19 protein-coding genes are annotated in these 18,441 nt (G+C 70.9%); 3 read left to right on the top strand and 16 right to left on the bottom strand.

The genetic code is table 11. The features are described from left to right. The first annotated feature begins 7 nt into the window (after positions 1-7). Positions 8-601, top strand: coding sequence for a TIGR03086 family metal-binding protein (locus OG788_RS33845; protein ID WP_406374921.1), 594 nt, complete (start codon positions 8-10; stop codon positions 599-601). A gap of 111 nt (positions 602-712) precedes the next feature. Beyond that, positions 713-1,330, top strand: a complete 618-nt coding sequence (locus OG788_RS33850) for a DsbA family protein (RefSeq protein WP_356749325.1) — start codon at positions 713-715, stop codon at positions 1,328-1,330. 23 nt (positions 1,331-1,353) lie between these two features. Here OG788_RS33850 and OG788_RS33855 read toward each other — a convergent pair whose 3' ends face one another. The 15 genes from OG788_RS33855 to OG788_RS33925 all read right to left on the bottom strand — a co-directional run bounded on the left by OG788_RS33855 (position 1,354) and on the right by OG788_RS33925 (position 16,398). Further along, positions 1,354-2,100, bottom strand: a complete 747-nt coding sequence (locus tag OG788_RS33855; protein WP_351536792.1) for a sirohydrochlorin chelatase — start codon at positions 2,098-2,100, stop codon at positions 1,354-1,356. Between the two features lie 7 nt (positions 2,101-2,107). Beyond that, the gene (locus tag OG788_RS33860) at positions 2,108-3,010 is read right to left on the bottom strand and encodes an ABC transporter permease (RefSeq protein ID WP_351536789.1); all 903 of its coding nucleotides are present in this window, start codon (positions 3,008-3,010) and stop codon (positions 2,108-2,110) included. Beyond that, on the bottom strand, positions 2,997-3,785 hold the full coding sequence (locus OG788_RS33865) for an ABC transporter ATP-binding protein (RefSeq protein WP_351536788.1): 789 nt from the start codon (positions 3,783-3,785) through the stop codon (positions 2,997-2,999). Before OG788_RS33865 ends, OG788_RS33860 begins: the two co-directional genes overlap by 14 nt. Before the next feature lie 36 nt (positions 3,786-3,821). Continuing rightward, entirely contained in the window at positions 3,822-4,931 is a 1,110-nt protein-coding gene (locus tag OG788_RS33870) for an aliphatic sulfonate ABC transporter substrate-binding protein (RefSeq protein WP_351536901.1), read from the bottom strand. 276 nt (positions 4,932-5,207) lie between these two features. After that, the gene (locus OG788_RS33875; RefSeq protein WP_356749331.1) at positions 5,208-6,563 is read right to left on the bottom strand and encodes a GTP-binding protein; all 1,356 of its coding nucleotides are present in this window, start codon (positions 6,561-6,563) and stop codon (positions 5,208-5,210) included. A gap of 2 nt (positions 6,564-6,565) precedes the next feature. Next, complete coding sequence (cysD, locus tag OG788_RS33880; RefSeq protein ID WP_351536784.1) at positions 6,566-7,504, bottom strand: sulfate adenylyltransferase subunit CysD; 939 nt, start codon at positions 7,502-7,504, stop codon at positions 6,566-6,568. Then, entirely contained in the window at positions 7,501-8,037 is a 537-nt protein-coding gene (gene cysC, locus OG788_RS33885; protein WP_406374922.1) for an adenylyl-sulfate kinase, read from the bottom strand. The genes cysD and cysC overlap by 4 nt, the downstream gene beginning before the upstream one ends. Before the next feature lie 68 nt (positions 8,038-8,105). After that, positions 8,106-8,816 (bottom strand): phosphoadenylyl-sulfate reductase, encoded by a 711-nt coding sequence (locus tag OG788_RS33890; RefSeq protein WP_406374923.1) that lies wholly within the window; start codon positions 8,814-8,816, stop codon positions 8,106-8,108. After that, the gene (locus OG788_RS33895; protein WP_351536777.1) at positions 8,813-8,992 is read right to left on the bottom strand and encodes a hypothetical protein; all 180 of its coding nucleotides are present in this window, start codon (positions 8,990-8,992) and stop codon (positions 8,813-8,815) included. Before OG788_RS33895 ends, OG788_RS33890 begins: the two co-directional genes overlap by 4 nt. After that, positions 8,989-10,683: a nitrite/sulfite reductase gene (locus tag OG788_RS33900; protein ID WP_406374924.1), complete on the bottom strand. Its 1,695-nt coding sequence runs from the start codon at positions 10,681-10,683 to the stop codon at positions 8,989-8,991. Before OG788_RS33900 ends, OG788_RS33895 begins: the two co-directional genes overlap by 4 nt. A gap of 135 nt (positions 10,684-10,818) precedes the next feature. After that, positions 10,819-10,902: a putative leader peptide gene (locus OG788_RS33905; RefSeq protein WP_309486338.1), complete on the bottom strand. Its 84-nt coding sequence runs from the start codon at positions 10,900-10,902 to the stop codon at positions 10,819-10,821. A gap of 164 nt (positions 10,903-11,066) precedes the next feature. Continuing rightward, positions 11,067-11,639 carry a GNAT family N-acetyltransferase gene (locus OG788_RS33910; RefSeq protein ID WP_406374925.1) on the bottom strand — a complete coding sequence of 191 codons (573 nt, stop codon included), beginning with the start codon at positions 11,637-11,639 and terminating at the stop codon, positions 11,067-11,069. Between the two features lie 64 nt (positions 11,640-11,703). Further along, positions 11,704-13,050 (bottom strand): hypothetical protein, encoded by a 1,347-nt coding sequence (locus OG788_RS33915; RefSeq protein WP_406374926.1) that lies wholly within the window; start codon positions 13,048-13,050, stop codon positions 11,704-11,706. Positions 13,051-13,208: 158 nt separating this feature from the next. After that, a complete protein-coding gene (locus OG788_RS33920; protein ID WP_406374927.1) occupies positions 13,209-14,504 on the bottom strand; it encodes a GAF domain-containing protein in 1,296 nt (431 codons plus the stop codon). A 259-nt stretch (positions 14,505-14,763) separates the two neighbouring features. Next, positions 14,764-16,398, bottom strand: coding sequence for an acyl-CoA dehydrogenase family protein (locus OG788_RS33925; RefSeq protein ID WP_406374929.1), 1,635 nt, complete (start codon positions 16,396-16,398; stop codon positions 14,764-14,766). 17 nt (positions 16,399-16,415) lie between these two features. On the opposite strand from OG788_RS33925, the gene OG788_RS33930 reads away from it, so the two are divergent. Further along, positions 16,416-17,585 (top strand): YihY/virulence factor BrkB family protein, encoded by a 1,170-nt coding sequence (locus tag OG788_RS33930; protein ID WP_356749341.1) that lies wholly within the window; start codon positions 16,416-16,418, stop codon positions 17,583-17,585. Between the two features lie 18 nt (positions 17,586-17,603). On the opposite strand, the gene OG788_RS33935 is transcribed toward OG788_RS33930, so the two are convergent. Next, on the bottom strand, positions 17,604-18,437 hold the full coding sequence (locus OG788_RS33935) for an NAD(P)H-binding protein (protein ID WP_406374930.1): 834 nt from the start codon (positions 18,435-18,437) through the stop codon (positions 17,604-17,606). Positions 18,438-18,441 lie beyond the last annotated feature (4 nt).

Consider the following 18,441-nt stretch of genomic DNA (forward strand, 5'->3'; position numbering starts at 1 on the left):
GGAACCCATGAACGATCCGTACAAGAACGTGTATCCGCACATGGTCGAATGCGCCGCCGAGGCCGCCCGCGTGGCCCGCGGTGTCACGGCGGCGCAGCTGCCCCAGTCCTCGCACTGCGCGGACTGGGACGTCCGCACCCTGGTCAACCACTGGGTCCTCTACACCGCGCACGGACTGGAGCACCGGGCCCTGCGCAGGCAGCTCCCCGACGAGCTGACCGCGCGCGACTTCACGGCCGAACCCGGCTGGGCCGAGGCCTACGCCGAGCAGCTCGACCGCGCGGTCGCCGCCTGGGACGACCCCGCCGTGTGGGACGGCGAGGTCGACATCGGCGTGGCGAAGATGCCCGCCGCGGACATCGCCTCGATGGTCGTCAAGGAGATGGCGGTGCACGGCTGGGACGTCGCCGCGGCCACCGGCCAGCCGTTCCGTGTCTCGGACGGCGCGGCGCGGTTCGTCCTGGACGTGGTCGACACCCATGCCGAGCTCTACCGCCGCTACGACGGCTTCGCCGACCCGGTGGACGTGCCCGACGACGCGCCCGTGTTCGAGCGCGCCCTCGCCCACAGCGGCCGCGATCCGCGCTGGTCCACGGTGTAGGAAGCCTGGTCCGGCGCGGGCGGAGACGCCGGTTCGGCGAGCGATTGGGCCATGAAATCGGCAGGCGATTGGGCCGAGACCCTGTGCCAATGCGTGACTAGCCTCGACGGCATGACGACCACCTCGCCCACCCGCGTCGACTTCTGGTTCGACCCCGCCTGCCCCTTCGCCTGGATCACCTCACGCTGGATTCTGGAGGTCGAGCGGAAGCGTCCGCTCGACCTCCGCTTCCACGCGATGAGCCTGTACCTGCACAACCTCGGCAATGAACTGCCCGACTGGTACCGGGAGTTGGTGGACAAGTCCATCGGTCCGGTACGGGTCGCGGTGGCCGCGGCCGAGCGGCACGGCGAGAAGGTGCTGCGCGATCTCTACACCGCTCTCGGCACCCGCATCCATCAGCGCGGAGTGAAGGACTTCGACGCCGTGGTCGCCGAGTCGCTCGCCGAGCTCGGACTCCCGGCCGAACTGGCCGACGCGGCCCACGACCCCTCGTACGACGAGGCGGTGCGCCGCAGCCATGACGCCGGCACCGAGCGGGACTCCGGCGCCTATGTGGGGACTCCCACCCTTCATGTCGACGGAACGGTGTGGTTCGGGCCGGTGCTCCGGGCCGTGCCGCGCGGTGAGAAGGCCGCCGAACTGTTCGACAGCTTCCGTGTCCTCGCCGCCCACCCCGACTTCTTCGAGCTCAAGAGGACCCGCACGGGCGGTCTCGACTTCGACTGATCCGCCCTGGCGGCAGCCGGGGGTCAGGCGCCGATCGCCTGCAAGGACGGCATCCGGGCCTCGTCGTAGCGGTCCAGCAGGACCCGCGCGACCTCCGGCGCGGGACCGAGGACATCGGCGAGGACGTCGGCCCCGGCGGCACCCCGGGCGATCCGGTCCGGCAGGAAGCCGGGAGCCAGGACGTACGGGGCGACGGCGACGCGCTCGCAGCCGAGGGCGCGGAGTTCGCGGACGGCGTCCTCGGTGCGGGGAAGGGATGCGGAGGCGAACGCAGGCCGCACGGCGCACCAACCGGTGTGCCGCCACTCCCGCGCGATTTCTGCGATCACTGCGATCGCCTCCGGGTCGGTGGACCCCGCCGAGGCCAGCACGACCCCGGTCGAGGACTTGTCGGCGGGCGTCAGCCCGGCCTCGTACAGACGACGTTCGAGCGCGGCCGTCAGCAGCGGGGACGGGCCGAGCACCTCCGCCTGCCGCACGCGCAGGCGCGACGGTGCCTCCCGCAGCACCGCCGGGATATCCGACTTGGCGTGGAAGGCCCGGGTCAGCAGCAGCGGCAGGGCCACCACGTCGCGAACGCCCTCGGCCGCCAGGGAGTTCAGCACTCCCTGCACGGAAGGGATGTTGAAGTCGAGGAAGCCGGTCTCCACGCGCAGGCCGGGGCGCTGGGCGCGCACCCGTCGTACCAGGGCATGCACCGTCGCGGCGTGCCGCGGGTCGCGGCTGCCGTGGGCGATGACGACGAGGACGGGGCGCTCCGGCCTGCTCATGACGGGGTCAGCCCTTCACCAGGAGTCCACGGTTGCGCAGCACCCACCGCTCCACCGGGCTGAAGATGAGCAGGTCGATGGCGATACCGACGAACAGGATGAGGAAGATGGCGAGGAAGACCATCGACATGGAGCTGGCGTTGCGGCCGTTCTCCAGCAACTGGCCCAGGCCCACACCGAGGTCGGGGGAGGAGGCGATGATCTCCGCGGCCATCAGGGAGCGCCACGAGAACGCCCAGCCCTGCTTCAGACCGGCCAGGTAGCCGGGCAGCGCGGCCGGCATCACGATGTGCCAGGTCCCCCGCAGGCCCGTCGCACCCATCGTGCGGCCCGCCCGCAGGAACAGCGGCGGCACCTGGTCCACGCCCGACACCAGCCCATTGGCGATCGACGGGACGGCGCCGAGCAGGATCACCGCGTACATCATCGAGTTGTTCAGGCCCAGCCAGATCACGGCCGGCGGCACCCACGCCACCGACGGCAGGGACTGCAGACCCGACAGGATCGGGCCGATCGCGGCGCGCACGAACTTCACCCGTGCCACCACCAGGCCCAGCGGGGTCCCGATCACCAGGGCGAACAGGAAGCCCAGCAGACCCCGCGAGACGCTGGTCCAGATGTAGTCGAGCAGCGTGCCCTGGAGCCAGGCGTCCTGGACCTCGGCCCAGACGTCGGACGGCGAGGGCAGCTTGGTCGGGTCATCGACGATCTTGAACGTGATCAGTGCCTGCCAGGCCACCAGGACGATCGCGAACGCGACGAGCGGCGGGAGCACCTTCTGCCGGAACGTCGTGCCGAAGGACTTGCGGCCCGCGACGGAGGACTCGAGCGCGTCGAGGCCCGCCTCCAGACCGCCCAGGCCGTCGTTGTCCTTGACCGCGGCGTCGGCCTTCGTCTCAGTGCTGGCCATGGCGGCGGATCTCCCCACGCAGTTCTTCGGTGATCTCGATGGACAGTTCCGCCACGGGGGCGTCCTCGATGCGGCGCGGCTGCGGAATGTCCACCGTCCACTCGCGGGCGATGCGTCCCGGGCGCGAGGACAGCAGGACCACGCGCTGCGCGAGGCGCACCGCCTCGCGGACGTTGTGCGTGACGAAGAGGACGGACAGACCCGTCTCGCGCCAGATCCGGGTCAGCTCGTCGTGCAGCACGTCCCGGGTGATCGCGTCCAGCGCCGCGAACGGCTCGTCCATCAGCAGGATCTGGCTGTCCTGCGCGAGCGCCCGGGCCAGCGCCACGCGCTGGCGCATACCGCCGGACAGTTCGTGCACCCGCTTGCCGTACGCGCCCTTCAGGCGGACGAGTTCGAGCAGTTCCTCGGCCCGGTCCTGGCGCTCGGCCTTCGGAACTCCCCTGAGCTTCAGGGCGAGTTCGATGTTCTTGCCCGCGGTCAGCCACGGGAAGAGGGCGTGCTCCTGGAACATCAGAGCCGGTCGCCCGTTGGTCGTTATGCCTCCGGCGGAGGGCTTGTCGAGCCCCGCCACCAGGTTCAGCAGCGTGGACTTGCCACACCCCGAGGCCCCCAGGAGGGTGACGAACTCACCCGGCGCGACATCGAGAGTGATGTCGTCGAGGACGAGCTGGGGCCCCGCCGGTCCGGCGAAGGACTTCGAGACGTGCTCGATGCGGGCGGCGTACTCCGTCGTGTCGGCGCCGTCGGCGGCCTTGGCGAGCGTCGTTGCCATGGTCGTCACCTCCTGGGAACTCGGTTGGATCCGGGCTTACTTGACGCCGAGACCGGCGTCGTCGACCGTGCTCTCGCCCGCGGCCGCGAGGACCTTGTTCAGGAGCGTGAGGTCATAGATGCCGGTCAGGTTCGGCTTCTCCAGGAGACCGGCCTTCACCGCGTGGTCCGCCTCGGAGTTCAGCGTCGAGGCCAGCGGGTCGTTGGTGATCTGGATGGACTTCCAGGCCGGGTCGAGGACCTCGGCCGGCAGCGCCTTGCCCGAGTCGGCCTCCAGCTGCTTGTTCGCCGAGGCCTTCGCGTCGTCCGGGTTGGCGTTGATCCACTTGTTGGTCTCGACCGAGCCCTTCAGGACCGCCTCGACGACCTTCGGGTGCTCCTTGAGGAACTTCTGCGACACGATGATGTTCGTGATCACGAACTTCTTGTCGGGCCACAGGTCCGACTCGTCGAGCAGCACCTTGCCGCCCTCGGCGACCAGCTTGGACGCGGTCGGCTCCGGCACCCAGGCGCCGTCGATGGAGCCGGACTTGTAGGCGTCCGGAGTGATCTTGTTGTCGGTGCGGACGACCGACACATCACCCTTGCCGCTCTGCGCGTCGACCTTCCAGCCCTGTTCCGCGGCCCAGTTGAGGAACGCGACGTCCTGCGTGTTGCCGAGCTGCGGCGTCGCGATCTTCTTGCCCTTGACGTCCTTCAGGGACTTGACCTTCTTGGGGTTCACCACGAGCTTGACGCCGCCCGAGGCCGAACCGCCGATGATGCGCAGGCTCTTGCCCTCGGACTTGGTGAAGCCGTTGATCGACGGCGAGGGGCCGATCCAGCCGATGTCGATGGAGCCCGAGTTGAGCGCCTCGATCTCGGACGGGCCGGCGTTGAAGATCTGGTACTTCGCCTCGGTGGCGCCGAGCTCCTTCTGGAAGAAGCCCTTCTGGTTGCCGACCAGCGCGGTGGCGTGCGTGAGGTTGCCGAAGTAGCCGATCTTCACGGAGTCGAGACCGTCGATCTTCTTCGAACCGGCGGCGACCTTCGCCTTGGTGTCGTCCTTCGCGTCGGAGCCGTAGCTGCAGGCGGCGAGGGCGAGGAGGGGGAGAGCGGTGGCGGCAGCGATGCCGCGGCGCACCAGAGCGGAGCGGTTGGAGCGGATGGCAGGCACGGGAGGTGTTCCTCTCGTTGGCCCGGCGGTCACGTTTCAGTCGTGGCCGGGAAGGTCGGCAGGTCTTCGTCTCATCCGGGGTGGGGGTACCGCCCTGTTCGAGCGAAGCCGAGAACTTGGGGGAGGGTGGGGGGACGGGGCGCGCAGGCAGTGCGCGTACGTCATCGCGCACATCGCGCGACTCCGCCCTGCCCGCTGCCGAGGGCGCCGCTGCCGACGCGGCCGCCCTCCTTCGCGAACGTGGAGTAGATGTCGATGGGGTTCATGTCAGAAGTCCCAACCGTCGTCGTCGGACTCGTCCTTGACCGGCTGCGGCGCGGCGAAGGACTCGCCGACCATGCCCGCGGTCAGCGTGGTGCCGTCGGCCGGGTCGATCAGGATGAACGCGCCGGTGCGCCGGGAGTCGGCGTACGCGTCGAGCGGGAGCGGCTCGGCGGTGCGGATCTTGACGCGGCCGATGTCGTTGGCGACCAGCCGGCCCGGGTGCGGGTGCAGCGAGAGGTCGTCCAGGGTCAGCCGGGACGGGATGTCCTTGACGATCGCCTTGACCGTGCGGGTGCCGTGCTTGAGCAGCACCCGGTGGCCGACGGTGAGCGGCTCGTCCGCCACATGGCAGACGGTCGCCTCGACGTCCTGCGTGGTCGGGGGCGCGTCCTTGCTCGGCACGAGCAGATCGCCGCGCGAGATGTCGATGTCGTCCTCCAGCAGGAGGGTCACCGACTGCGGGGTCCACGCGATGTCGACCGGCTTGCCCAGCAGGTCGATCGCGGCGACCTTCGAGGTGCGCCCGGACGGCAGGACGGTGACGCTCTCGCCGACGCGGAAGGAACCGGCCGCGATCTGACCGGCGTACCCCCGGTAGTCCGGGTGCTCGGCGGTCTGCGGGCGGATCACGTACTGCACGGGCAGCCGCGCGTGGCAGTGCGCCAGGTCGTGGCTGACCGGCACGGTCTCCAGGTGTTCCAGGACGGTCGGGCCGCCGTACCAGTCCATGTTCGCGGAGGCGTCCACCACGTTGTCGCCGGCGAGCGCCGAGATCGGGATCGCGGTGATCTCGGGGACGCCCAGCTCGGAGGCGTACGCCGTGAACTCCTCGGCGATCGCCGCGAAGACGGACTCCTTGTACTCGACGAGGTCCATCTTGTTCACGGCGAGGACGACGTGCGGGACACGCAGCAGCGCGGCGACGGCCGCGTGCCGGCGGGTCTGCTCGATCACGCCGTTGCGGGCGTCCACGAGCACGACGGCCAGGTCGGCGGTGGAGGCGCCGGTGACCATGTTGCGGGTGTACTGCACATGCCCCGGGGTGTCGGCGAGGATGAACCGACGGCGCGCGGTGGCGAAGTAGCGGTAGGCGACGTCGATGGTGATGCCCTGCTCGCGCTCGGCGCGCAGACCGTCGGTGAGCAGCGCGAGGTCCGGGGCGTCCTGCCCGCGGTTCGCCGAGGCGCGTTCGACGGCCTCCAGCTGGTCCGTGAGGATCGACTTGGAGTCGTGCAGCAGTCGCCCGACGAGCGTGGACTTGCCGTCGTCGACGGAGCCCGCGGTCGCGAAACGCAGCAGGGTCGTCGCCGACAACTGCTCGACCGACAGTGGCTGGGTGGGTTCGGTGGTGCTGGTCATGTCTAGAAGTACCCCTCGCGCTTGCGGTCTTCCATCGCGGCCTCGGACACCTTGTCGTCGGCGCGGGTGGCGCCGCGCTCGGTCAGGCGGGAGGCGGCGATCTCGGCGATGACGGCGTCCAGGGTGGTCGCGTCGGAGTCGACCGCACCGGTGCAGGACATGTCGCCCACTGTCCGGTAGCGCACCTGTCGTTTCTCTACAGTCTCGCTCGCGCGGGGCCCGCCCCACTCGCCGGCGGTCAGCCACATGCCGCCCCGCCGGAAGACCTCGCGCTCGTGGGCGAAGTAGATGTCGGGGAGTTCGATGCCCTCCCGGGCGATGTACTGCCAGACGTCCAGCTCGGTCCAGTTGGAGAGCGGGAACACGCGGACGTGCTCGCCGGGCGCGTGGCGGCCGTTGTAGAGCTGCCAGAGCTCGGGGCGCTGGCGGCGCGGGTCCCACTGCGAGAACTCGTCCCGCAGCGAGAACACCCGCTCCTTGGCACGGGCCTTCTCCTCGTCGCGGCGTCCGCCGCCGAAGACCGCGTCGAACCGCTCGGACTGGATCTTCTCGGTGAGCGGGAGGGTCTGGAGCGGGTTGCGGATGCCGTCCGGGCGCTCGCGCAGCACGCCGCGGTCGATGTAGTCCTGTACCGAGGCGACGTGCAGACGCAGACCGTGCTCCTCCACGGTCCGGTCGCGGTAGCCGAGGACCTCGGGGAAGTTGTGTCCGGTGTCGACGTGCAGCAGCGTGAAGGGGATCGCGGCGGGCGCGAACGCCTTCAGCGCCAGGTGCAGCATGACGATGGAGTCCTTGCCGCCGGAGAAGAGGATCACCGGCCGTTCGAACTCGCCCGCGACCTCACGGAAGATGTGCACGGCCTCGGACTCCAGCGCGTCCAGGTGCGACAGCGCGTACGGGCTGCTCTCCGTCTCCTCGGAGACACTGGCGACGGTCGTCATGCGAGACCCCTCTCGGTGAGCAGCGCGTGCAGCGCGGCAGCGGACTCCTGCACGGTCTGGGTGTGCGACTCGATCCGCAGATCGGGCGACTCGGGCGCCTCGTACGGGTCGTCGACGCCGGTCAGCCCCGAGATCTCGCCCGCGGCCTGCTTGGCGTACAGCCCCTTCACATCGCGTACGGAGCAGACCTCCACCGGGGTCGCCACGTGCACCTCCAGGTAGGGGGTGCCCCCGGCCTGGTGGCGCCCCCGCACGGCCTCGCGGCTGTCCGCGTAGGGCGCGATCACCGGGACGACCGCCTTGACGCCGTTGCGCGAGAGCAGTTCGGCGAGGAAGCCGATCCGTCGCACGTTCGTGTCGCGGTCGGCGCGCGAGAAGCCGAGCCCCGAGGAGAGGAACTCGCGGATCTCGTCGCCGTCGAGCACCTCGACACGGTGGCCCTCCTCGCGCAGCCGGCCGGCCAGCTCGTACGCGATGGTGGTCTTGCCGGCACTCGGCAGACCCGTGAGCCAGACGGTGGCTCCGGTCGTCACTTGCTGCTCCTGAGAGATCGTGGGGTCCGCGGCGGGCGCGGTCGTCGTGGTTGCCGTCGTCGTCGGCGTCATCCGTGCAGCCCGCACTCGGTCTTCGAGCGGCCCGCCCAGCGGCCGGCGCGCGCGTCCTCGCCCTCCAGCACCCGGCGGGTGCAGGGCGCGCAGCCGACGGAGGCGTAACCGTCCATCAGCAGCGGGTTGGTGAGGACCCCGTGCTCGGCGACGTACGCGTCGACGTCGTCCTGCGTCCAGCGGGCGATGGGCGAGATCTTGACCTTCTGCCGCTTCTCGTCCCAGCCGACCACCGGGGTGTTCGCCCGGGTCGGGGACTCGTCGCGGCGCAGGCCGGTCGCCCAGGCGTCGTACGCGGTCAGGCCCTCCTCGAGGGGCTTGACCTTGCGCAGGGCGCAGCACAGGTCGGGGTCACGGTCGTGCAGCTTCGGCCCGTGCTCGGCGTCCTGCTCGGCAACGCTCTGACGCGGGGTCAGGGTGATCACGTTGACGTCCATCACAGCCTCGACCGCGTCACGGGTGCCGATGGTCTCCGGGAAGTGGTAGCCGGTGTCGAGGAACACCACGTCCACACCGGACCGGGCGCGGGAGGCGAGATGGGCGACGACGGCGTCCTCCATGGAGGAGGTGACGCAGAACTTCCCGCCGAAGGTGTCCACGGCCCATCGGAGGATCTCCAGGGCGGAGGCGTCCTCCAGGTCACGCCCGGCCTGCTCGGCCAGGCTCCTCAAGTCCTCGCTCGTACGCTCTTCCTGAATCGTCGTCATATCTCCGCCCCTCCACGCTCTTCCTGCCGAAGGCCCCGGGACAGCAGCCCGAGGAACTTCAGCTGGAAGGCTCGGTTGCACGCCGCGCATTCCCACGCGCCGTGGCCCTCCTCGCTGGGTCGCAGATCCTCGTCCCCGCAGTAGGGGCAGTAGAACGGCGCGGCACGCTCGCTCACGACAGCGCCTCCTCGGAGGCACGCGCGGCCCAGGCGGCGAAGCGCTCGTCGTCCTCGCGCTCCGCCTGGAAACGCTTCAGGACACGCTCGATGTAGTCGGGCAGCTCGTCCGAAGTGACCTTCAGGCCGCGGACCTTGCGGCCGAACCCGGCCTCCAGGCCGAGCGCGCCGCCCAGGTGCACCTGGTAGCCCTCGACCTGCTCGCCCCGCTCGTCCAGGACCAACTGGCCCTTGAGACCGATGTCCGCGACCTGGATGCGGGCGCAGGCGTTCGGGCAGCCGTTGATGTTGATGGTGATGGGCTCTTCGAACTCGGGGATGCGGCGCTCGAGTTCGTCGATCAGGGAAGCACCCCGAGCCTTGGTCTCGACGATCGCGAGCTTGCAGTACTCGATGCCGGTGCAGGCCATCGTGCCGCGCCGGAAGGTGGAGGGGCGGGCGGTCAGGTCGAGAGCCTCCAGGCCGTCGACGAGCGAGTCGATCTGCGCCTCCTCCACGTCGAGCACGATCATCTTCTGCTCGACGGTGGTGCGCAGCCGGCCCGAGCCGTGCGCCTCGGCCAGCTCGGCGATCTTCGTCAGGGTGGCGCCGTCGACGCGGCCGACGCGCGGGGCGAAGCCGACGTAGTACCGGCCGTCCTGCTGCCGGTGCACGCCGACGTGGTCGCGCCAGCGGGCGACGGGCTGGTCGGGGGCGGGGCCGTCGACCAGCTTGCGCTTCAGGTACTCGTCCTCCAGGACCTGGCGGAACTTCTCCACGCCCCAGTCGGCGACCAGGAACTTCAGACGGGCGCGGGTGCGCAGCCGCCGGTAGCCGTAGTCGCGGAAGATCGAGAGGACGCCGATGTGGACGTCCGCGACCTCGTCGAGGGGGACCCAGGCGCCGAGACGCTGGCCGATCTTCGGGTTGGTGGAGAGGCCGCCGCCGACCCACAGGTCGAAGCCGGGGCCGTGTTCCGGGTGGTTCACGCCGACGAAGGCGACGTCGTTGATCTCGTGCGCCACGTCGAGCAGCGGCGAACCGGAGATCGCCGTCTTGAACTTGCGGGGCAGGTTCGAGAAGTCCTTGTTGCCGATGACCCGGCGGTGGATCTCCTCGATGGCCGGGGTGCCGTCGATGATCTCGTCCTCGGCGATGCCGGCGACGGGCGAGCCGAGGATGACGCGGGGGGTGTCACCGCAGGCCTCGGTCGTGGACAGACCCACGGCCTCAAGGCGGTCCCAGATCTCCGGGACGTCCTCGATGCGGATCCAGTGGTACTGGACGTTCTGCCGGTCGGTGAGGTCGGCGGTGCCGCGGGCGAACTCCTGCGAGATCTCGCCGATGACGCGCAGCTGCTGCGTGGTGAGCCGGCCGCCGTCGATGCGGACGCGCAGCATGAAGTACTTGTCGTCCAGCTCCTCCGGCTCCAGGATCGCGGTCTTGCCGCCGTCGATCCCGGGCTTGCGCTGGGTGTAGAGGCCCCACCAGCGCATCCGTCCGCGCAGGTCGTTGGGGTCGATCGAGTCGAAGCCCCGCTTGGAGTAGACCGTCTCAATGCGTGTCCGCACGTTGAGACCGTCGTCGTCCTTCTTGAACTGCTCGTTGCCGTTGAGCGGGGTGAAGTGACCTACGGCCCACTGACCCTCGCCGCGGTGACGGCTCACCTTGCGGCGGGGCGCGGCGGCAGGATTCTCAGGGGTGGCGGCCATGGTTGATACGTCCTTCGAGACTGCGGGACAGGTCTGACTGCGGCTCTGACCTGCGCATACGGGTGCATACGGAAGAATGGGCGCAGCACTGCGCAAGAATCGCAAAAAGGGGGAGAGTCGGCGCTGCTGGGCTGGTCAGCTCGCCGGACAGATGGCGCTGGACATGCGGCCGAGGTCGACGTGCCGCCGACTCACCAAGGCAATTCCAGTTCCAGACATGACGGAAGCGTGTCACGGGGATCTCCGGGCAGTCCACCGTCATCCATTATGTGGACACCCTTGTCCCGAATCGCGAGACAAGGGTGTTGTCGATCACATGAGCGGGCCTCCCGCGGTGCCGCGGGGAGGGGCGAGCGGACGCGGTCGCCGCGGCTCGGAGCCGGTCAGACGGTGCCGGCCCCCGGCCACGGCCCAGGTGTGGCCACCTCCGGCTCCTCCTCGACCTTGGTGTCGAAGAGCTTGAAGCCGCGCCGCAGATAGTTGTCCATCGCGTGCTCCCCGTCCTTGCTGCACGTGTGCAGCCAGACGCGCTTCGTCTCGGCCCGCCCCGGCCAGCGTCCCGCCAGGTCCCAGGCGCGCGCGACGCCGTACGAGAGGAGGTGGCCGCCGATGCGGCGCCCGCGGAACGCGGGGACGAGACCGAAGTAGACGACCTCGACGGCCCCGTCGTCCTGAGGGTCGAGCTCGACATAGCCCGCGGGCGTCCCCCGGTCGTAGGCGACCCAGGTCTCCACGCCCGGCCTGTCGAGCGCCTCCCGCCACTGCGCGTACGTCCACGCGAGCCGGTCCGTCCAGCGGATGTCCCCGCCGACCGACGCGTACAGGAAGCGGCTGAACTCGGGCGAGGGGACCTCGGCGCGGACGATCCGCAGGTCCCCGCCGGGCGCGCCCGCGGGGAGCAGGTCGGTCGGGGCCGTCTGCTCAAGGGACCAGGTGGTCACAATGACGTTGCTCATGAGCGCCAGGGAACCATGGGGGCGCGTGCCCCTCCAAAAGGGGTCCGGAGGCCGAACGCCACCCTCAGTCCAGCGAGCCGTCGACCGACGACAGCGGCACCGCGTAGAGCACCCGCTGGGCCGTGGTGCCGGTGAGTGTCCACAGTTCGCCGGTCCGCTGCCAGTAGGAGAGCGATCCGGTGCCCAGGCCCCAGCAGGCGTGCGACTGGTCCGCGGTGCACGTGGCGGCCTCGGCGCCGTGTCCGGTCTGCCGCCACAGGGAGCCGTGCCGGGCGCGGCTTTCGGACGGCCGCACGGCGTACCACCGGGTCTCGTGCCCCGCGGCCCGGTGCGAGAGGACACCGGACACTCCGGTGCCCTTGGTCGAGTAGGCCTCCACCGCGTCCACGTGGCCCTGGGCGTCGGCGAGCAGTCCCGTGCGGTACGCGGCGGTGCTGAACGCGTACCGCCACACACGGGTGCGCTCCGAACGGCCGCCCGCGGCCTCCGTCGCGACGAGACTGTCCGGGGCGGTCGTACGGTCCAGGGAGAGCGAGCCGAAGCAGGGGACCGCGCGGTCCCGGCCGCGCGTACAGGCGCCGCCCTCCGGGTCGTACGAGCCGATGGCGGGGAGCACGTACCGGTAGCCGGCGGCGGAGTAGCCGTCGCCCACCCGGCCCACGGCGCCGCTGTCCACGTCGGCCCGCAGCAGCCGGTGCAGGTCGAAGACGAGAAGGCCCTCGCCGTGCGCCGCCGTGACGATCAGCTTGTCCTGGTACCAGGACATGCCGCCGAGGCCCGAGTGGACCGCCGCGAAGTCCTTTCCGCCGGAGCGCGGGGCGACCAGCAGGACCCAGCGGTAGGTGAGGGCGTCCGGGTCGGTCGCGTCGACGAAGGCGATCCTGGCCAGGCCCTCGTCGCGGGTCGGCGCGGCCGCCTGCCCGTCGCGGTGCGTCCACCCGGCCAGGATCACCGGGCGGGTGCCCCACCGGCCGCTGCCGTCGGCGTCACCGGACGTGGTCACGGAACGCGGCTGCCACTGTCCGGTCCGCGCGTCGGCGTCGTCCCAGCAGTACGCGCGGGTGGCAGTGGGCTCGACGGGCAGCGCGGCCCGCTCACCGGCGGTGCAGTCGGCGGTGTTCCGCATCGCGTGGTCGGTGTCGTCGAGGACCCCGTCGACGCCCACGTTGCCGCCCATGTTCCCGCTGAGCGTGTCGAGCGTGTCCCGGGAGGTGAGGTTCTCGTGGAGGCGCAGCTGCTGTGCCGCGGAGCTGGACCGGAGCGCGGTGAGTCCGCCCGGACTGTTGCTGCCGGTGGCCTGCGAGGTGCTGATCAGGGTGGCGGCCGCGGTGAGCGCGAGCGCGGTTCCGGCCAGGGTGGCGCGCAGCGCCTGTCCCCTTCTGCGACGACGGTGCCTGCCGCGCTGCTTCATGCGTCCTCCCGAATAGGCCAACTGCCTCCCCCGCCGAGGGCGTTGACGGAGAGACGGGTGGGGTGGCCTGTGAGGGGATGCTACGGCAGAGACCCCCCGGCCAGGACAAAGACGGCGGAAGACGCTCACGAAATACGCTCCTTCACCCCTCCCCGCCCTCAGGACGGCGCCGGCTCGCCCGCCGCCCGCGCTCCGAGCACCGCCGGTGCCGTCGAGCGCGGCAGCAGGTCCCGGGGGTCGTCCGGCAGCAGCACCTCGACCTCCACCTCCTCGCGGAAGCGGTACGGACGGTGGTCGAGGAGCCCGATGAGCCGGCGGCGCACGCGGGACAGTTCGGCGCGGACCGTGACCGTGCGGGTCGGATCGCCGAAGAGCTCGACCGCGAGCTGGGCCGCGCTGCGCCCCTGCCGGTGCACGGCGAGGACGTAGAGCAGTTCCGCGTGGCGCGGGCTCAGGTCCTGGGCCCAACTGCCCGCCGTGCCCGAGACGGTGACGTGCGGCCGCCGTGGATCGCCGAGGTCGAGGACCACTCGGCCGGCGCTCCCGTCGTCGTCGGCGGGGGTGACACGCAGCAGCCAGCCGCCGGGCATCGGTTCGGCGACGCACATCCCGAGGGAGGGCAGCCAGGCCGGGCCCGCGCCGAAGGGGTCGGGCAACGGGACCCGGTCGACGGGCGGCATTCCGGTGACGGCGGCGAGCCAGCCGTGGGTGTCCACCACGAGCGCCGGGCCGTCCAGCCGGCACAGCAGGGGAGCGGCCACGGCACGCAGCCGTTCGATGGCCGTCAGATGTCTGCCGCGCAGTTCGCTTTCGGCCAGCCTGGACACCGAGTCCACCAGGGCGAGCGTGGCCGGATGAAATGTGCTGTCCGGGCCGCTCACGTCGATGATCCCGAGCAGCCGCCCGTCGCGCGGGTCGTGCACGGGCGCGGCGGCGCACGTCCAGTCGTGCAGGGTGCGCACGAAGTGCTCGGCGGAGTGCACCTGGACGGCGGTGCCCGCGGACAGGGCCGTGCCGATGGCGTTGGTGCCGGTGGTGTCCTCGCTCCAGGCGGCGCCTTCCTCCAGGCAGATGGTGTCGGCCCGGCGCAGCACGCCCGGGTTGCCCTCGCGCCAGAGCACCCGGCCCTCGGGGTCGGTGACCACCATGATCTGCAGGGAGGCGTCGGCGACCGCTCCGAGTCCGCCGCGGAGGGTCGGCATCACGTCGGCGAGCGCGGTGGAGGTCCGCCGATGTTCGAGTTCGGCCGTCTGCAACAGCACACTGTCCGTTCCCTGTTCGGGATCGACTCCGAATCGCTTCACCCGCTGCCATGACCGGCCGATCACCGGACGCGGGGCGATCGGGCCACGTTCCCCCTTGACCGACGCGGCCCAGGTCTCCTGGAGGTGCCCGGCTGTTTCGGGCGCGTCCAGCGGTGCGAAACGGGCGGGGTTGAACGATGTCGTCTTCACAGGGCACTCCCGGAACCAGGACCGCGTACGAGCCGCGACGCCGCCGTCGTCCCACATCGTGCCTGCTCTCGGACGGGTTCGCCGGGCCTTCGCACAAGGTGCACAAAGGAATGCAACGGTCTGCAACTCTCGCCAACGGTCACAAGGTTCCTTGAAACTGACAGCGACGCCGCCCGTGCGGCGTCCGAGCTCCTGCACGGGGCCCGAGGCGGGGGTGGTGCCGTGTCGGCGCAGCACCACCCCCGCTTCAGCGCCTTCCTCAGGACACCGGCCGGGCCCGCTCCACGACCGTGGCCAGATCCAGACTGTGCGGCAGCGTGCCGAACGCCGCGCCCCAGTCACCGCCCAGGCGCGAGGCGCAGAACGCGTCGGCGACCTCCGGGGGCGCGTACCGGACGAGCAGCGAACCCTGGAGCACCAGCGCGATCCGCTCGACCAGGCGGCGGGCACGGGCCTCGATGCCGTCCAGGTCGGCGAGTTCGGTCAGCAGGTTCTTGATGGCCCCGTCCAGTCGGTGGTCGGCGCCGCGGGCCCGGCCCACCTCCCGCAGATACGCGTCCAGGGCCCCGGGCTCCCGCTGCAGCGCGCGCAGGACGTCCAGCGCCTGCACATTGCCCGCGCCCTCCCAGATGGAGTTGAGCGGCGACTCCCGCAACAGCCTCGGCATGCCCGACTCCTCGACGTAGCCGTTGCCGCCCAGACACTCCAGCGCCTCCACCGCGACCGGCGTACACCGCTTGGTCACCCAGTACTTGGCGGCCGGCACCGCGAGCCGCAGGAACGCCCGCTCCTGCTCGCTCCCGTCGTCGTACGCCGCGGCCAGCCGCATCGCCAGCGTGGTCGCCGCCTCCGACTCCAGCGCCAGATCGGCGAGCACGTTGCGCATCAGCGGCTTGTCGAGGAGCCGGCCGCCGAACGCCTCGCGGTAGGTGGAGTGGTGGATCGCCTGCGCGACCGCCTGGCGCATCAGCGAGGCCGAACCGAGCACACAGTCCAGCCGGGTCGCCGCGACCATCTCGATGATGGTCCGCACCCCGCGCCCCTCGTCGCCCACCCGGCGCGCCCAGGTCCCGTCGAACTCGACCTCGCTCGACGCGTTGGACCGGTTGCCGAGTTTGTCCTTGAGGCGCTGGATACGGAAGACGTTACGGGTGCCGTCCTCCAGGACGCGCGGGACCAGGAAGCACGTCAGTCCGCCCGGGGCCTGCGCCAGCACGAGGAAACCGTCCGACATCGGCGCCGAGCAGAACCACTTGTGCCCGGTCAGCGCGTACGTACCGTCCTCGGCGAGCGGCCGGGCCTCGGTCGTGTTGGCGCGTACGTCGCTGCCGCCCTGCTTCTCGGTCATGCCCATACCGAAGAGCACGCCGGCCTTCTGAGCGGCGGGCCGCAGTTCCTGGTCGTAGATCGTGGACGTCAGCCGCGGCTCCCACTCGGCGGCGAGCGCCGGGTCGGTGCGCAGAGCGGGCACCGCCGCGTGGGTCATCGACAGCGGGCAGCCGTTGCCCGCCTCGGCCTGGGTCCAGATCACGAAGCCCGCGGCGCGCCGGAGGTGTCCGCCGGGGCGGCTCCAGGCCGAGGTCAGTCCCGCCGACACACCCTTGCCGAGGAGGCGGTGCCAGGACGGGTGGAAGTCGACCTCGTCGATCCGGTTGCCGTAGCGGTCGTGGGTGCGCAGCTTGGGCGGATTCTCGTTGGCCAGCGCACCCCACTCCTGCACCTGGGCGGAACCGGAGGTCCTGCCGAGCGCCGAGAGCTCCTCGCGCGCCTCCTCGAGAAGTTCCGGATCGAGATGTCGGTCGACCGCCTCGACGAGGGCCCGGTCGGCGGCGAATACGTCATATCCGACCAGGGGCGGGACCTGGTTGGTCACGGTGTGGGTGCTGGCTGCCATACCGCTACCGTAAGGACGTGCACCAGGCAAAAGAAACACCTGAACGGCCTCGCTCGGGCCGCTTCCACCGCGCTCGTGCGCTCTACCGGAACGTTTCCAAGCGCAGGACCGCCTGGCTGCTGATCAAGGACACCGTCAACTCGTGCATGGAGTACCGGATCCTGGGACTGGCGGCCGAGGCCGCCTTCTTCACGCTCCTGTCCGTGCCGCCGCTGCTGCTGAGCATGATCGGGCTCCTCGGATACGTGGACGACTGGACCGGCGCCGACACGATCGCCAGTCTGGAGTCCAACATCCTGGAGGCATCCCGCACGGTGCTGACCCAGAAGGGCGTGCACCAGATCGCCGAGCCGATCCTGCACGACGTGATGAAGGGCGGCCGGCCCGACATCATCTCCCTCGGCTTTCTGTTCGCCCTGTGGTCGGGCTCGCGCGCGGTGAACGTCTTCATCGACACCATCACCGTGATGTACGGCCTCGACGGCACCCGGGGCATCGTGAAGACCCGGGTGATGTCGTTCCTGCTGTTCATCGTGGCGCTGCTGATCGGCTCGGTCGCGCTGCCGCTGATGGTGGCGGGCCCGGACGCCGTGGTGAACGTCGTGCCGTGGTCGACGACCGTCGTCCAGGTTTTGTACTGGCCGGTCGTCATCGTGCTGTCGGTCGTCTTCCTGACGACGCTCTACCACGTGTCAGTGCCCGTCCGTTCCCCCTGGGTCGAGGACGTGCCGGGCGCCCTGGTCGCCCTCGCCATGTGGGTGCTCGGCAGCTTCCTGCTCCGCATCTACCTGACCAACACCGTCGAGGGTCCCACCATCTACGGCTCGCTCGCCGCCCCCGTCGCCGTCCTGCTGTGGATCGGTGTCTCCGCCTTCGCCGTCCTGGTCGGCGCGGCCGTCAACGCCGCCATCGACCGGGTCTGGCCGGCCGCCGCCACCGCCGCGGCCCGTGCCGCCAACGAGCGGCTGCGCGAGGTCCAGGCCGCCGAGTTCGTGGCCCGCGCCGCAGCGCACCGCTCCTACGACGCCGATCCCGACGACCCCGACATGCCCTCCGAGTTCCCGGAACGCTGGTCGCGCTTCCTGCCCCCGGAGGACGTGACGTCCCGCCTGCGCACCCACGCCAAGAACACCCACCACACCCACCGTGCCCCGAAGAACGGCGAGGAGCGCCCTCCGCGGGACTGAGCCCGGGGCCATCCCCCGTCAGGCCTTCCACACCCCGGCAGCCGCGGCCTCCCGCGCGAAGTCCGTGAAGTCCCGCGGCGCCCGCCCGAGGATCTCCCCGACGCCGTCCGAGAGATGGGCGTTACGGCCGTCGAGCAGGCTCTCGAAGAGCTCGACGAGGAACTCGACCTCCTCGGCCGGCACCCCGAACCCGGCCAGCGTGTCGCCGTACTGCCGTGCCGTCACCGGGGTGTAGGCGAGCTCCTCGCCCGTGGCCCGCGAGATCTCCGCGACGGCCTCCCGGAAGGACAGCAGCCGGGGTCCCGTGATCGCGAGCTCCCGACCGGTGTACCGGTCGCCCCCGGTCAGCGCGGCCACCACGACGTCCGCGATGTCCCGGACGTCGATGAACGGCTCCCGCACCTCACCGGCCGGGAAGACCAGCTCCCCATGGCGCAGCCCCTCGACCAGCGGACCCTCGCTGAAATTCTGCGTGAACCACGAGGCTCGTACGATCGTCCAGTCCGCGCCGGACGTCCTGAGGGCCTCCTCGGTCGGCCGGGCCCGGTCCTCGCCCCGTGACGACAGCAGCACCAGCCGCCGTACGCCGAGCCCCACCGCCTCCCGGGCCAGGGCCCCGACCGCCTCCGTGGCGGCCGGCGAGCCGACGTCCGTGGGATACACCAGGTACGCGGCGTCGGCGCCGCGCAGCGCCCCGGCCCACGTCGAGGCGTCCTCCCAGTCGAAGCCCTCTCCGCGCGATCCCGCCCGGACCGTCAGACCCGCCGCCCGCGCGGCCTGCGCGACCCGGCTCCCGGTCCGCCCCGTCGCCCCTGTCACCAGCACCGTCATGTTCCGCGTGTTGTCTGTCATGCGC

The organism is Streptomyces sp. NBC_00647, from assembly GCF_045207245.1.
Classification (GTDB): Bacteria; Actinomycetota; Actinomycetes; order Streptomycetales; family Streptomycetaceae; genus Streptomyces.

Excerpts from the sequence above, each read along its gene's own strand:
- OG788_RS33905 (WP_309486338.1), bottom strand. The coding sequence starts at position 10,902 with ATGTCTGGAACTGGAATTGCCTTGGTGAGTCGGCGGCACGTCGACCTC.
- OG788_RS33845 (WP_406374921.1), top strand. The coding sequence starts at position 8 with ATGAACGATCCGTACAAGAACGTGTATCCGCACATGGTCGAATGCGCC.
- OG788_RS33865 (WP_351536788.1), bottom strand. The coding sequence starts at position 3,785 with ATGGCAACGACGCTCGCCAAGGCCGCCGACGGCGCCGACACGACGGAG.
- OG788_RS33850 (WP_356749325.1), top strand. The coding sequence starts at position 713 with ATGACGACCACCTCGCCCACCCGCGTCGACTTCTGGTTCGACCCCGCC.
- OG788_RS33900 (WP_406374924.1), bottom strand. The coding sequence starts at position 10,683 with ATGGCCGCCACCCCTGAGAATCCTGCCGCCGCGCCCCGCCGCAAGGTG.
- OG788_RS33855 (WP_351536792.1), bottom strand. The coding sequence starts at position 2,100 with ATGAGCAGGCCGGAGCGCCCCGTCCTCGTCGTCATCGCCCACGGCAGC.
- OG788_RS33875 (WP_356749331.1), bottom strand. The coding sequence starts at position 6,563 with ATGACCAGCACCACCGAACCCACCCAGCCACTGTCGGTCGAGCAGTTG.
- OG788_RS33935 (WP_406374930.1), bottom strand. The coding sequence starts at position 18,437 with ATGACAGACAACACGCGGAACATGACGGTGCTGGTGACAGGGGCGACG.
- OG788_RS33925 (WP_406374929.1), bottom strand. The coding sequence starts at position 16,398 with ATGGCAGCCAGCACCCACACCGTGACCAACCAGGTCCCGCCCCTGGTC.
- OG788_RS33860 (WP_351536789.1), bottom strand. The coding sequence starts at position 3,010 with ATGGCCAGCACTGAGACGAAGGCCGACGCCGCGGTCAAGGACAACGAC.
- cysD (WP_351536784.1), bottom strand. The coding sequence starts at position 7,504 with ATGACGACCGTCGCCAGTGTCTCCGAGGAGACGGAGAGCAGCCCGTAC.
- OG788_RS33910 (WP_406374925.1), bottom strand. The coding sequence starts at position 11,639 with ATGAGCAACGTCATTGTGACCACCTGGTCCCTTGAGCAGACGGCCCCG.
- OG788_RS33890 (WP_406374923.1), bottom strand. The coding sequence starts at position 8,816 with ATGACGACGATTCAGGAAGAGCGTACGAGCGAGGACTTGAGGAGCCTG.
- OG788_RS33915 (WP_406374926.1), bottom strand. The coding sequence starts at position 13,050 with ATGAAGCAGCGCGGCAGGCACCGTCGTCGCAGAAGGGGACAGGCGCTG.